The sequence below is a fragment of the Gilliamella sp. B3464 genome (assembly GCF_026536145.1).
In the GTDB taxonomy this organism is placed as follows: domain Bacteria; phylum Pseudomonadota; class Gammaproteobacteria; order Enterobacterales; family Orbaceae; genus Gilliamella.
In genome coordinates this window covers 102,608-117,201 of record NZ_JAFNOQ010000008.1, presented here as the reverse complement: position 1 = coordinate 117,201, position 14,594 = coordinate 102,608, and the positions used below count along the sequence as shown (strand labels likewise).

At 36.1% G+C, this 14,594-nt stretch carries 10 protein-coding genes and 1 pseudogene; 1 reads left to right on the top strand and 10 read right to left on the bottom strand.

Annotated elements, in window-relative coordinates:
• The first annotated feature begins 534 nt into the window (after window positions 1–534).
• A pseudogene (locus J3U57_RS09820) lies at window positions 535–1,095 on the top strand (NADAR family protein).
• A 40-nt stretch (window positions 1,096–1,135) separates the two neighbouring features.
• On the opposite strand, the gene J3U57_RS09815 reads toward J3U57_RS09820, so the two are convergent.
• From J3U57_RS09815 to plsB, 10 genes are all read right to left on the bottom strand, one after another.
• Window positions 1,136–1,495 (bottom strand): hypothetical protein, encoded by a 360-nt coding sequence (locus J3U57_RS09815; RefSeq protein WP_267334106.1) that lies wholly within the window; start codon window positions 1,493–1,495, stop codon window positions 1,136–1,138.
• Window positions 1,496–1,682: 187 nt separating this feature from the next.
• Entirely contained in the window at window positions 1,683–2,477 is a 795-nt protein-coding gene (locus J3U57_RS09810) for an ABC transporter ATP-binding protein (protein WP_267334107.1), read from the bottom strand.
• Complete coding sequence (locus tag J3U57_RS09805; RefSeq protein ID WP_267344516.1) at window positions 2,470–3,423, bottom strand: ABC transporter permease; 954 nt, start codon at window positions 3,421–3,423, stop codon at window positions 2,470–2,472. The genes J3U57_RS09810 and J3U57_RS09805 overlap by 8 nt, the downstream gene beginning before the upstream one ends.
• Window positions 3,424–3,484: 61 nt before the next feature.
• On the bottom strand, window positions 3,485–4,462 hold the full coding sequence (locus tag J3U57_RS09800; RefSeq protein WP_267334109.1) for an ABC transporter substrate-binding protein: 978 nt from the start codon (window positions 4,460–4,462) through the stop codon (window positions 3,485–3,487).
• A gap of 278 nt (window positions 4,463–4,740) precedes the next feature.
• Window positions 4,741–5,700: an ABC transporter substrate-binding protein gene (locus J3U57_RS09795; RefSeq protein WP_267334110.1), complete on the bottom strand. Its 960-nt coding sequence runs from the start codon at window positions 5,698–5,700 to the stop codon at window positions 4,741–4,743.
• Between the two features lie 150 nt (window positions 5,701–5,850).
• Window positions 5,851–6,759, bottom strand: a complete 909-nt coding sequence (fdhE, locus tag J3U57_RS09790; protein WP_267344517.1) for a formate dehydrogenase accessory protein FdhE — start codon at window positions 6,757–6,759, stop codon at window positions 5,851–5,853.
• Window positions 6,760–6,863: 104 nt separating this feature from the next.
• The gene (locus J3U57_RS09785) at window positions 6,864–7,559 is read right to left on the bottom strand and encodes a formate dehydrogenase subunit gamma (RefSeq protein ID WP_267334112.1); all 696 of its coding nucleotides are present in this window, start codon (window positions 7,557–7,559) and stop codon (window positions 6,864–6,866) included.
• Window positions 7,552–8,526: a formate dehydrogenase subunit beta gene (fdxH, locus tag J3U57_RS09780; RefSeq protein WP_323849464.1), complete on the bottom strand. Its 975-nt coding sequence runs from the start codon at window positions 8,524–8,526 to the stop codon at window positions 7,552–7,554. Before fdxH ends, J3U57_RS09785 begins: the two co-directional genes overlap by 8 nt.
• Before the next feature lie 14 nt (window positions 8,527–8,540).
• On the bottom strand, window positions 8,541–11,609 hold the full coding sequence (gene fdnG / locus J3U57_RS09775) for a formate dehydrogenase-N subunit alpha (protein WP_267344519.1): 3,069 nt from the start codon (window positions 11,607–11,609) through the stop codon (window positions 8,541–8,543).
• A gap of 291 nt (window positions 11,610–11,900) precedes the next feature.
• Window positions 11,901–14,330, bottom strand: a complete 2,430-nt coding sequence (gene plsB, locus J3U57_RS09770) for a glycerol-3-phosphate 1-O-acyltransferase PlsB (protein WP_267344520.1) — start codon at window positions 14,328–14,330, stop codon at window positions 11,901–11,903.
• Window positions 14,331–14,594: the final 264 nt, after the last annotated feature.

Here is a 14,594-nt window from a genome sequence, read left to right as displayed (position 1 = left end):
CGAACTCAGAAGTGAAACGCCGTAGTGCCGATGGTAGTGTGGGTATTACCCATGTGAGAGTAGGGTGCCGCCAGACTTTTAAATTAGCGCGAGAGCCCAGCAGAGATGCTGGGTTTTTTTGCTTTTTATGGTTAAAATGTAGATGATAAATGACACAGAGGGTCGATGATTTTGAAATTATTACCCCGTTTTAAATGTAGCTAGATATTGATTTACTAAGCACTATATTATTTATTATTTTTATAAAATAAGAAGATCTCAATTTCCTCTGTTTTTGCTAATCAAAAATTAAGTTATCTATTTTAATTTTCATTTTTTATTCAACTTGTTTAGTCATATCTCAATTAATCTAGGTATTTATTATCGAGTTATACTTCTTGATTTATTTAATGTTAATTTATGCTTTATTTTCTATGCGGTTATGATTCACTCAATATTTATAAGCGGTAATATTAGCAAGCTAATTCATGTGTTTAATTGTTACTATAAAACATAATTATTATAATATGTTAATCTAGAACAAAGGAACGCACTATGGATATTTACCAATTATGTCAACGTTATAGCAATGGAGAGCGTTTCAAATATCTATATTTTTGGAGCCATAAACAGAAGGAACCCGCATCCATTATTACCAAGTCCTGTTTTAGTCAATGGTATCCAAGCCATTTCAACATTGACGGTATTGATTATGCAACGGCTGAGCATTATATGATGGCAGAAAAAGCGAGATTATTTAACGATCAAAAGATGTTACAAGATATCCTAAATGCAAATAATCCTGGTTTGGCTAAGGCGCTTGGCCGTCAAATAACAGGATTTATACCTTAAATATGGGAAGAGCAGTGTTTATCTATCGTTATTAAAGGTAACTTAGCCAAATTTTCGCAAAATCAACAATTAGCTAATTTTTTACTAGCTACTCAACAACGTATTTTAGTTGAAGCGAGTCCAGTTGATAACATATGGGGAATCGGTTTATCCCAAGATGCACTGAATATTGATAATCCATTAACGTGGTGTGGCAAAAATTTATTAGGGTTTGCGCTAATGATAGTCCGTGAAAAATTATCTACGTGTTTTAAACACAGCTAAAAAAGCCCAATTAATATTGGGCTTTTTAATTCAATAATCATTAATTTTGTGCATTATTTTCTTGGGTGTTGGTTTCCGGAGTTTGTTCTGTTTGTGGTTTTTGAGTATTATCATTCAATTCAGGCAACTCACTAATAGAAACATGCACACTATATTGTTTTCCTTTTTCTTCAGGAAAAAATGTTGTAATTTTTTTGATGGTTTCTTCTGGATTATTGCTAGTAATTGTAATATCCAACAACGGTTTTTGGTGATTTAATGGTAAGTGGTTTTTACCGTGGAATGTTTTAGTATTTTGATTTGCTTCAGCTGCTGTATTTTCTGCTGATTTGATCGGTTCGTTGGCAAAAGCAGTTGAGGTTAATGTGATAAGTGCTAAAGATAATAGTGTTTTTTTCATATTTTCTCCTTAATAAAATAGCTGTTTTTACTTATTATTGATGAATATAAACAAGTAATTTGTGTTCATACTATACGATGTTTGGAGAAAATGTGATAGGAAAAAATAAGATACTAAACGCGTATAGACGGATTCTTTTGAGTAAAGAAAGCAATATTTTAATTAAAAATATTGCTTATCATAATTATTAACCTAAAAGTAGGGCATCGTCAGTGACTTTTTCGCCTCGTGTTTTTTCAAACATATCTAATAAATCAGTAACGGTTAGTTTATCTCGTTGTTCTCCTGAGACATCAAGTACCACCTGCCCTTGATGAAGCATCACTGTTCTATTACCATATTCTAAAGCTTGTTTCATTGAGTGTGTTACCATTATTGTTGTTAAACGGTTTTTAGAAACAATATCATTAGTTAGTTCTAAAACAAATTGTGCTGTTTTAGGATCGAGTGCAGCAGTATGTTCATCAAGTAATAATACTTTTGAAGGTTGTAATGTTGACATTAATAAACTCACTGCCTGTCGCTGTCCACCAGATAGCAAACCCATCATATCGGATAATCGATTTTCAAGCCCTAAATTTAAAGTAGCTAATTTGTCTTTAAATAAGATACGTAGTTTACGGTTTAGCGCTGGTGATAGGGTAAAACGATGTCCACGGTTGTAGGCAATAGCGAGATTTTCTTCGATAGTTAAATTCTCACAAGTCCCTACCATCGGATCTTGAAATACTCTAGCAACCATACCCGCTCTTTTCCATGCTGGCCAACGCGTAACATCTTGTCCATTTATAATAATACTACCTGAGTCAACAAATAAATCGCCACTAATTACATTAAGTAGTGAGCTTTTTCCCGCACCATTACTTCCTATAATAGTAACAAATTCTCCCTCACTAATATTAAGATTTAATCCGCGTAATACATGATTTTCAATCGGCGTACCCTGATTAAAAGTTAATTGCAATTCTCCAACTTTAATCATGTTTACTTCCTCTTTTCTTTGAATGCTTTTTTAGCTGTTTAGGTAGAACTAAAGCAAGCACAACTAATATTGCAGTAATAAGATTTAAATCTTCTGTACCTACACCTATATTTTGTAAAAATTCGTTACTTAGGGCAAAGGCAATAAATAATCGATACAAAATAGAACCAAAAATAACCGCAAGCATGACAGCCCAAATGCGTTTAGTTGGAAATATACTTTCACCAATGATAATAGAAGCAAGTCCAATAACAATTGTTCCCACACCAATGGTGATATCAGAACCCCCTTGAGTTTGCACAAACAACGATCCACCAAGTGCAATTAGACCATTTGATATAGCCATGCCTAAAATAGTTATCCCTCCTGTCGGAATACCTTGAGATTTGGCCATTCTTTGATTTGTTCCGGTTGCTCGTAATGCTAACCCCATCTGTGTGTTTAAAAATAAATTTAGTATTATCCAAAACACAATGACAAATCCTAATACCATTAATGGTTGGACGATATATTGATTACTGTAATCTTCGGTAATGAAAGGCGAAAATATTGTTCTAGCATCCAATAAAGAGAGGTTAGGCGAACCAGCCATTTTAGGTGTTTCACCCATGATATAAGGTCCAATACCTAAAATTCGTAAATTGATCGAGTAAAGTCCAATCATAACAATAATACTAGAAAGTAACTGTAATATATTGAGTTTGACATACAGTATGCCTGTCATTGCACCTGCAATACAACCAGCAAACATACCTAATAACGTAGCTATCCAAGGATCGATACCGATATAGATACATAATCCACAAACAGCACCGCCAAGTGGAAAACTGGCATCGGCAGTAAGATCAGGAAAATCAAGTAAACGGAATGAGATAAATACACCTAAACTAACCAGTGCATAAATAAGTCCAATTCCAATTGAGCCTAATAAAAATTCAAAAGACATGAAAACGATCCATTAAAAGTAACCGCCAAAGTTGGCGGTTAGGTGTTGAAAGAGTAAAAAATTATTTTTCGACAACTTTTGCTGCAGATTTTAATACATCTTCAGATAATGTCACGCCTTGGCGTTCTGCAGCTTTTTTATTAATTGTTAATTGGGTAACATTACCAATTTGAGGTGGAATATCACCTGGTTTTTCTCCATTGAGTATACGAATGACAATTTTACCAGCTTGTCGACCTAGATCGTAATAACTCATACCCAAAGCGGCAATCGCGCCTCGCTCAGCAGAATCGGGATCGGATGCCAATAAAGGAATTTTACTTTCATTAGCAACTTTGGCTAAAGCTTCATAAGCGGAAACAACATTATTATCGGTTGTTGTATAAATCATATCAACTTTACCCTTTAAGCTTCTAGCTGCAGTTGAGATATCAGAAGTCCGCTGGGCTGGGGCGGCAATAATTTTCATTCCGCGTTTATCTAAAGCCACTTGCAATGCTTTAAGAACAATTGTTGAGTTCACTTCACTTGGGCTATAAACGTAACCAATATTTTTTGCATCAGGTTTAATCTTTAACATCATTTCTATTTGAGAATCTAATGATAGCGCGTCAGATACACCTGTGACATTTGTTTTTGACGCTTCCCAACTTGGCGTTAATTTTGCAGCGACAGGATCGGTAACTGCTGTGAAAACAATCGGAATCGTTTTCGTTGTTGCAACTAACGCTTGCGAGCTAGGTGTGGCAATTGCGACAATAGCATCGGGTTTACTTGCAGCAAACTGTTTAGCAATTTGGGCAGCATTAGCACTACTACCTTGTGCGCTGGCAAATTGTAATTTCAAGTTTTTACCTGCAATATAACCACTCTCTTTTAATTCATCTTCAACCCCTTTACGAACATTGTCTAATGCTGGGTGTTCAACAATTGCAGTGATAGCAACGTATTTTTGTTCATTTTGTGGCTCTGCCGAAGATAAAAAAGCGACTGCCGATAAACCGAGTAGCATACAAATTTTTATAATAGAATTACGCATATGAGTACTCCTGTAATATTTTTTTTACAACCAAACTGAATATTCAGTTACTATAAAGCAAAACTGAATAAATATCTACACTGAAAAATAGTTATGAGTGTAAATATTTCATTACAAGTTAAGTGCAAAACTTAATTATTTTCTCTAATCTTAGTTATTATCTATAGATGATGATTAATTATATATGTTACATTCTATATTGAATATCAATGAGTTTTTGCATGATTATTGCTCACTATAGTGAGCAATATTGTGAAGAAATTTATTGTAGGAATTAGCTATTGCCCAATAACTTTATAAGCAGATTGGATAACGTCGGTTGGTAACGTAATGCCTTGTTTTTTAGCCGCATCAAGGTTAATCACTAACTGTAATGCTTGCCCTATTTCGGGAGCAATGTTACCTGGTTTTTCGCCCTTTAATATTCTAACCACAAGTTTTCCCGATTGTCGACCAACATCGTAATAACTCATACCATAAGCGGCGACGGCTCCTCGCTCTATGGCATCAGGAAATGATGCTAAAAGTGGAATTTTATTTTCATTCGCAAATTTAACTAACGACTCATAGGCTGAAACGACATTGTTATCGGTAGTTGTATAGATTAAATCAACTTTACCTTTTAACGTATTTGCGGCTGTTGAAATATCTGCTGTTCGCTGTGCGGGAACTGCAAAAAGTATCATATTTTGTGCGGCTAGCTGTGTTTGAAGATTTTTTAATACAACAGTTGAGTTAATTTCACTTGGGCTATAAATATAACCAACTGACTTCATGTTAGGAACGATCTTCTTCATAAAATCAATTTGTGGTCCAATTTCTTGGTAATCAGAAACACCGGTAATATTGGTACCTGTAGGCTGCCAATTTTTAACTAATTTAGCTGCAATCGGATCGGTAATGCCAGCAAAAACGATTGGGATTTGTTTAGTCGCTGCCGCAGTTGCTTGGGCACTAGGTGTGGCAATAGCAACAATCACATCAGGTTTTGCCGCGACAAATTGCCGTGCTATTTGAGCTGCTGTTGCACTGCTACCCTGTGCACTTTTATATTGCACAGTTAAATTCTCATTTAATTTAAAGCCACTATTAGTTAACTCATCTTTTACACCATCACGAATTTGATCTAATGAGGGATGTTCAACTATCGCGGTAATAGCTACATTTTTTATCGAATCGGCAAAACTAAAAAAAGGCGTAAGTAAAAACAATATTATCAATAAAATAAAGCGCTTCATAAAATACACTCATCAACTAGTACAATAGTGTCATTCTAGCGTTATTAATAAAAAAAGTTAAGTTGTATTTATAAAATCCTCAAAAATGTAAGTTATATTAGAAATCTAGCTTAGATAACTTTAATGAATAACGCTTTTACACTTGGTTTTTTATTGGGCAAATATAAATGGGTTTATCCCACTTTTGGCATATCCTTCTTCTTCAGTTTTAATATCTAATATTAAGGAAGCAATATCGTCAGCAACGATTTCAATGTGAGGATCTTTATCTTGATCTAAAATTTTTAAGTAACTGTGACAAGCATCACAACACTCCGTTTTTGTTGCAGCTAATTCATTATCTAATGAAAAGTATTGAATATCTTTCATATTGTCACAGCTAGTACATTTTATTCTAGGTACATACCATTCGCTTTCACATAAACTGCAATGTAAATATCGTAAACCATTATTACTACCTAATTGGATAATACTGGCAACAGGCATACTATTACAGACTGGACATAGCCAATTTTTATCTGTGCTTTCTGCTATCGCTTTACCTTTAACTTGGCTGGCAAGTTGGCAGTAATAAACCGATAAAGCAGACCAGATAAATACTGCTTCATTCCCTGCTACACATTCAAACTCACCATTGAGTAAATGAAGTGCTTTTTCTTGTAATTGTTGTGTACTATTTTGTTTCAGCTGGTGTATAACTGAAGTAACTTGTTCGGTTGTGTTAGTCATTAGCGTGAATAACTGATTTAGATAATCTTGCCAAAAGGTCGATAAAGGAAGATTGGCTAAACTTAATGGCGGATATTCACTGTTTTTGATGTTTACAATCTCAATATTAATTGGATTGTGTTTAACTAAATTAGCTTGTTGCTCAGCTATTGCTGCACAAAAGTTAAGATAATCACTGAATGTGCTTTTTGCGGCTAACTCTTTTAGTCGTTTTGCACGACGAATATACAGTGTTTTAGGTGAGGGATAAAATAATAATGGAATTTGCCTAATAACAGAGTTTATAGTTTGTTGTTCAAGTTGCTGCTGAGGGATGATTTTAATACTCATTATTAATGACCATAATTATTATTTTATCTAAATCTTAATGCCAAATTAGCTTATTCCGCTGATCAGTATCAGCGGAGATTAGGCGTTTAATCTACAAAGTTTTATTAAGCGGGCTTTTGTTCTATTTTAGTCGATTGAGCTTCTTTAGCTTCGGTACTTGTTTTAAGTTCTTCTTGGTATATTTTTGACATTTCTGCTTCATACCAAGATGAATGATTTTTTCGTGCCCAAGCACGTGAAACGTAGCCTGTTATCATTCCTTTAATCGAACCTTTAACCCAAATTGCCATATAAGCATGACCAATAGCAAGTAAGATTAAACAAATTGCCGCAAAAGAGTGGAAAAAGATAGCTAAACGAACAATTGGTATTGGAAAGTAATCAGAAACATATCGGCGCCACATGATCATTCCTGTCACAAATAACACAAAAATTAAACTCATAATGCACCAAAATAGAAACTTTTGACCCACATTATATTTGCCAATAGGAATACCTTCTTCTTTACCCATAATCACTTTTTTGAAGTTTTTTATCCAGATAAGATCATTCTTATTAGGAATATTATGGTGAGCCAGTTTTACAAACATAAACATTAAAAGGACAAACACAATACAGCCAATAATTGGGTGTAATGCCCTAACTAATTGCGGGGTACCAAGCACTAATCCAAATAATTTTATTGAAGGAAAAAATAATGACAGTCCAGATAGTGCAGTTAAAATAAACAGACATACCATACACCAGTGACAGAAGCGAACAATAAGTGGTGTTCTAAGTATCATGCCTTTCTTATTCATGATGGCTCTCCTGTTGTGATGAATTTGCTGTATTTTTTCGTGAAAAAGCTGGCAAACCTAGTCGTTTTCGGGCTTGTGCATCAGCCTGTTTTTCATGTTCAATGTCTTCTTCATCCACTTCAATTGCGCCAACACCCATATAATGGAACAATAAACCTCCAAATGTTGCAACAAACGCAGCAGCTGAAAGTGGCTTCCATGCACCTTTCCAGAATTTAACAACTTCGCTAATATGTGGATCTTTTGGTAAACCATGGTATAGCTCAGGTTGATCAGCATGATGTAAGACGTACATAACATGAGTTCCCCCTACACCTTGAGGATCATAAAGACCTGCGTGTTCAAAACCGCGTTTTTTCAAATCTTCGATTCGATGTTCTGCATGGCGAATCATATCTTGCTTTGTACCAAAATGGATAGCGCCAGTTGGGCAGGTTTTAACACAAGCGGGTTCTTGACCAACCGCTACGCGATCGACACATAAAGTGCATTTGTAAGAATGATTATCTTCTTTACTGACCCGAGGAATATTAAATGGACAACCCGCCACACAGTAACCACAACCAATACAATGCTCTGATTGAAAATCAACAATTCCATTCGCATACTGTATGATTGCACCTTCAGATGGGCAAGCTTTTAAACAACCAGGATCGGCACAGTGCATACAACCATCTTTACGAATAAGCCATTCAAATTTACCATTGACTTCAACTTCTGAATAGCGCATTACCGTCCATGCTTTAGGTTCTAAATCTGCTGGATTATCATATACTCCGACAGTATGACCAATTTCGGCTCGCAAATCATTCCATTCGCTACAAGCGACTTGACATGCTTTGCAACCAATACACGTAGTTACATCAATTAATTTAGCCACTTCTTGTTGATAATCTCGAGCTCGTGGAGCCGGAGTTAATGCATTTGTTGCAGAGCGGCGAATAATATCTTGAGTTTGTAATGACATAATTTTCCCTCCTTTTATGCCGCAGTGGTAACTTTCTCGATATTGACTAAGAATGATTTATATTCTGGAGTTTGTGAATTAGCGTCACCTAAATGTGGCGTTAATTCATTCACTAAAAATCCTTTCTTAGTCTGACCTGTGAATCCCCAAACGATCGGAATTCCAATGGTTTCGATTTCTTTACCATCAACAGTCAATGTTGGAAGGCGCTTAGTCACAACCGCTTTAGCCTTAATATAGCCTCGGTATGAAGTGACTTTTACGGTATCGCCAAGTTTAATACCTTTTTTATTGGCTAGATTTTCACTCAGCTCTATAAATTGTTCAGGTTGAGTAATTGATGCTAGTCTTGCATGCTGAGTCCAAAAATGAAAATGTTCGGTAATACTATAAGTCGTACCCACATAAGGAAATTGTTCAGCATTACCTAATCGCGCTAAATCCTCTTTAAATGCACGAGCCACAGGACTACTAATTTGACTTGGGTGCAGAGGATTGGTCGTAATAGGTGTTTCAAATGGTTCATAATGTTCAGGGAATGGTCCATCAACTAGTCGATTTAAGCAAAATAGTCCACCTAAACCATCATTATTCATGATAAAAGCACCCGCACCAGTACTTGGTGATAAGGTTGCGGTAAAGTCAGGTACATCGTTTCCTACCCAACTTGAGCCATTCCATTTGACTAAAACGCGTTTAGGATCGTAAGGTTTACCATTTTCATCTGCTGATGCGCGGTTATACAAGACTCGTCGATTCATTGGCCACGCCCAAGCCCAACCAGCATGAACGCCTTTACCTGATGGATCGCTAGGATCGCGTCTTGCCATTTGGTTACCTTGTTCTGTCCAGGAACCACAAAAGATCCAAATACCTGAAGACGTAGTTCCGTCGGCTTTTAATTGGGAAAAACCGCTTAATAACTGGCCTTTTTTAAGTATGACATTGCCATTAGCATCGGTTAAATCTGCTAATGCTCGACCATTACACTCCTTGGATAACTCTTCGGCAGCTGGACCTTCAGGGTCTTGATAATCCCAAGTTAAATTATCGATAGCTTCATGGTACGCACCACCTTCTTCGGCATATAGCTCTTTTATTCTTAAGAAGATACGTGCAATAATTTCTGGATCATATATTGCTTCATAAGGTGGTCTTGCCGCTGCCCAATGCCATTGTAACCATCGAGAAGAGTTTACAATGGTGCCATTTTCTTCTGCAAAGCAGTTTGATGGTAATCTAAAAACTTCTGTTTGGATTTTACTTGGATCGACATCATTAGATTCACCGTGGTTTTTCCAAAATTCGGCTGTCTCTGTTGGCATTGGATCAATGCTTACCAAAAATTTTAGATTGGATAAACCTTCACGGATACTGTTTTTATCAGGTAGCGCTGCAAGTGGATTAAACCCTTGACAAATAAAGCCATTAGCTTGTTTATCACGCATCATCTTACTAAATCTTAAAACATCATACGTTTTGTCCCACTTAGGCAACCAATCAAAACCCCAATCGTTCTCTTTTGTTGATTTATCGCCGTACATTGACTTCATAAAACTGACAAAGAATTTTGGATAATTGCCCCAAAAGTTAACTTCGCTCGGACCAAGCGGTTTGGGTGTTTTTTCTTCTAAATATTGTGCGAGCGTGATTTGTGATTCTTTTGGTAAATCAAGATAAGCAGGTAAACGGTTAGATAATAAACCGACATCAGTTAAACCTTGAATATTGGAGTGACCACGTAAGGCGTTAATTCCGCCGCCCATTACACCAATATTACCTAAAATAAGTTGTATCATAGCTGCAGTGCGGATAATTTGTGAACCATAAGTATGCTGAGTCCACCCTAAAGCATATAAGAACGTCGCAGCTCTATCATTAGTTTTAGTACTGGCTAAAGATCGGCAAACATGTAAAAAATTGTCAATAGGACTGCCGGTTACTTTATTGACCATTTCAGGTGTATAACGACTAACATGTTGTTTTAATAGGTTCCAAACACAACGAGGATGACTCAGTGTTTTATCCCTGAGGGCATAACCATTTTCATCTTTTTGATAGGCCCATGTTGTTTGATCGTATTGGCGGTTAGATGAATCATAACCACTAAATAAACCGGTATTGGTATCAAAATTGAAATCATCGCGTACGAGTAAACTTGCATTACTGTGGGTTACCAAATATTCAAAGTTGACTTCGTTATGGGTAATTAAATAATTAATCACACCCAGTAAAAATGTGATATCTGTTCCTGAACGAATTGGGACATAATGGTCAGCAACAGAAGCCGTTCGATGAAAACGCGGATCGATGGCGATCAGTTCTGCTCCGTTAGTAATTTTGGCTTCAATAGCCCATTTAAATCCAACTGGATGGGCTTCAGCTGCATTTCCCCCCATGACAATAACGACATTTGCGTTTTTGATATCATTCCAGTTATTTGTCATTGCGCCGCGTCCAAAAGTGGCCGCTAGGCTTGATACAGAAGGACCATGACAAACCCTTGCTTGGGTTTCAAGGCTTAACATGCCTAACGCACGCGCCACTTTAAAAGCTAACCAACCCGTTTCATTGCTTGCTGCCGATGTGACAAGCCAACCGGTAGTTGTCCAGCGATTAACCGTTGTACCTTTCTCATTTTTTTCGATAAAATTTTTATCTCGGTCAGCTTTCATCAAACGCGCAATGCGATCAATGGCTTCATCCCAACTAATACGTTGCCATTTATCTGAGCCCGGTGCGCGATATTCCGGATATTTAACCCGTTGCTCACTTTTAATATAATCAAGGACACCGGCACCTTTTGGGCACAGTGAACCACGACTAACAGGGTGATCAGGATCGCCTTCGATATGAAAAATAGACGATTCGGCATTTTTGGCGCCATCTCCACGGCTGTAGAGTAACATTCCACATCCAACCGAACAGTAGGTACAATTATTACGCGTTTCTTTTGATTTGATTAATTTATATTGGCGAGTTTGTGCGAGTGCTACAGTTGGCGCTAATCCGAGTGTAGCTACCGTTGTTCCTGCCATACCACCAGCACAGATCTTAAAGAACTGTCTACGGTTCAATAGCATATGAACTCCTTAAAAAAGCTGACATTACATTATTTGATTTATTATGTTTGAGGCTATAAACATCCCTATTTATACTAATAATAATCGTTTATTTAATAGAAATAAAGGAAAAAACGGAAATGAACTGACAAAGTTTGACATAGGTCAAAAAAGACAAAAATAAAGGTTTTAAGCTTAGTAAAAAAGATATAAAAAAATTATTTTTTGAAATAAGCTTCAGAAAAGTATTCGATATAAATCTTTATTTTTACTTAATCGTAATCATTGATTTTCTGAAACTTATTGACTATTTTATTGAGCTACTAAAGGATTTATCTCATCTATAGTTTGCATCACTCTTGCCGTAATCAAAGGTTTAAGCGTTTCATGCATAGTGGCAATTTTAGCTAAATTAGCACCACCTTGATCATCTAAATAACCTTGTTCACGTAGTGAGCTGACTAATGTAGCAAATACGCCTTTATCAAAAAATTCTGGGGCATTAATACCATGTAAAACCGATAATCTTTCGGCAATAAGCCGCCCTTCTTTTTCTAAAGTAGCACGACTAATAGACGGATCTTTTTGTAACAAAGAAAACGCAATCATATAGCGCTGTAAAGTATCTTTTGAGGATGAAGCAAGTAATTGTAATGCTGACATTTTTAAATAATTTAAGGTTAATTTATCAGGTGAATAACTAATTAAATTTAACTCAGCGTAAGTTTCAATGATTTTATTCACATATTGAGTAAGTTGTTCATCATTATGATAAAGAAATAGCTCTGATTTGATTAACGGGAATAATAATTTGATTTGATTAATCACTTCTTCTGAAGAAATCCGATTATGCTTTATTAAAATTCTGGCAACTAACGCTGGGATGATTAGCAAATGCTGGATGTTATTACGATAATACGTCATTAGCACGGCTTGCTCTGTTGTTAAGCCAACCATTTCACCCACTTCATCTGTTGTAATCACAAATTTTCCCATTTCTTTAGCGTGTTCAAACAGCTCTTCTGGCGTTTGATCGGGAATGGTTATCAAATCGGAATAAGGGATTTTCTTTAACAATTTTAGAAGATAGTCGATGTGTTCAAGTAGTCTGACTTTAGTTAACGCTCGTTGATCTGCGGCCAATAGTATTGAACAACATAAATTCATCGCATTAATTGCTGCTGACGCATTAATCCGTTCCATAATTTGCTTGGCGAGTAAATTGGTTGTAGGCGTTAACCAGTTAGGGCGAACTGTGCCTGTTGGCTCGATTGCGTCACGCCACTCAGGTATCTGTTGGTTTAAAAATTGATTAAGCAAAATAGGGTGACCAAAGTTGACATAGCCAAAACCTAACTTTTTCAATTTTAAGAAAGCTTTAAGTGTATGCCATAAGCTTTCTTTTTCTTTTTGTGCGCCGCGTAGTTCATTGGCGTAAGTTGCGACTTCTAAAACATGTTCATAACCTATATACACAGGTACAACCGTAATTGGTCTTGCATCACCACGTAACAATGTTTGTACTGTCATCATTAACATGCCTGTTTTAGGATCAAGTAATCTACCTGTACGTGAGCGTCCACCTTCAATAAAATATTCAACAGCGTAACCACGGATAAACAGTTCGGCTAAGTATTCTCTAAACACTGCTGTATATAACTTATTTCCTCTAAATGAGCGACGAATAAAAAAAGCGCCAAGTCGTCTAAATATTGGACCTGCAGGCCAGAAATTCAGGTTTATACCCGCTGCTATGTGTGGCGGGACTAATCCTTGTCGGTAAAGTACGTAGGAGAGTAATAAATAATCCATATGACTACGATGACAAGGCGCATAAACAATCTCATGCCCATTTTGTGCCAGTTCACGCACAGGATCTGCATTGGTGACTTTCAGCCCTTGGTAAAGTTTATGCCAAGCCCAAGTAAGAACAAAGTCTGTCACTCTTAGCATACGATAAGAGAAATTAGCGGCAATTTCGTTTAAATTGGCTAATGCATTTTTTTTAGCTTTATCTAAGCTAATATTTTTACTTTTTGCTTCTTCTTGTATCGCTTCGGCCAGTCTTGGACTATTTAGTAACTTATTTAGCATCTGTTGCCGAACGGGTAATTTGGGACCAACTGATGCCATTCGTAGTTTTGCAAAATGAATACGTGCTACCCGAGCTAGCTTATGTGCTAAAACAGAAATATCTTGTTTATCATCAAATTCGATAGTCTTAAGTGAAACTGTTTTAGAAAAACGAGTATAACAATCACGCCCAGAAATAATAATCTTAAACAATTTATAGGTTGCACCTAATACTTGTAGTGAAGGCATTTTTTTGCCTTCTTTGTCTGGTCGGCGCCCAAACATAACCGAAACGGGCAACATTTGTATATCAAGATTAGGATTTTGTTGATGAGCCGAAATATAATCTTTTAAAATTTCGATGGTTTTATTTTGTTGGCGATTGGATGCAAAAATACCAGGACCTTTGTCGATATAAATGTAGGCTGGTACAGTTTTACCATTAACCTCTATACTATCTAAAGGGTCGGGTAGCTTATATTGTAAGCATAGTGACCGAACTACCATTAAGTCGATTTGTGAATTATACGGTAGTACATATAAAACAGGTCGGTGCGTATCTAAACCTAGTTCTGTAATTGGATCTGTTGGAATCGGTTTACTTTTGACAAAAAGTTTCACTAGGATCTGGATAAGAAAAAAATAAGCTTTTGTCCACCAAGAGAACATAAAAAAATAAACCTCATACTTTTGTGTTATTGATATACTTTAATCTCTTTAATTTTTAACTTATCAACCAAACTTAAAATAAGTATGTTGTTGGTAAAGCTAAATAATGCATCTTTAACACCAGAAAAGAGCAATGTATTGAGTATATACTTGTTAGCATTTTATCGTTAGTTAATTTGCACAATCTTTAGACCGTATTATTTAAATAACTTAAAAAGATAAGCTATAACGATATTATCCAGTATTATAAATATTTATTAATCA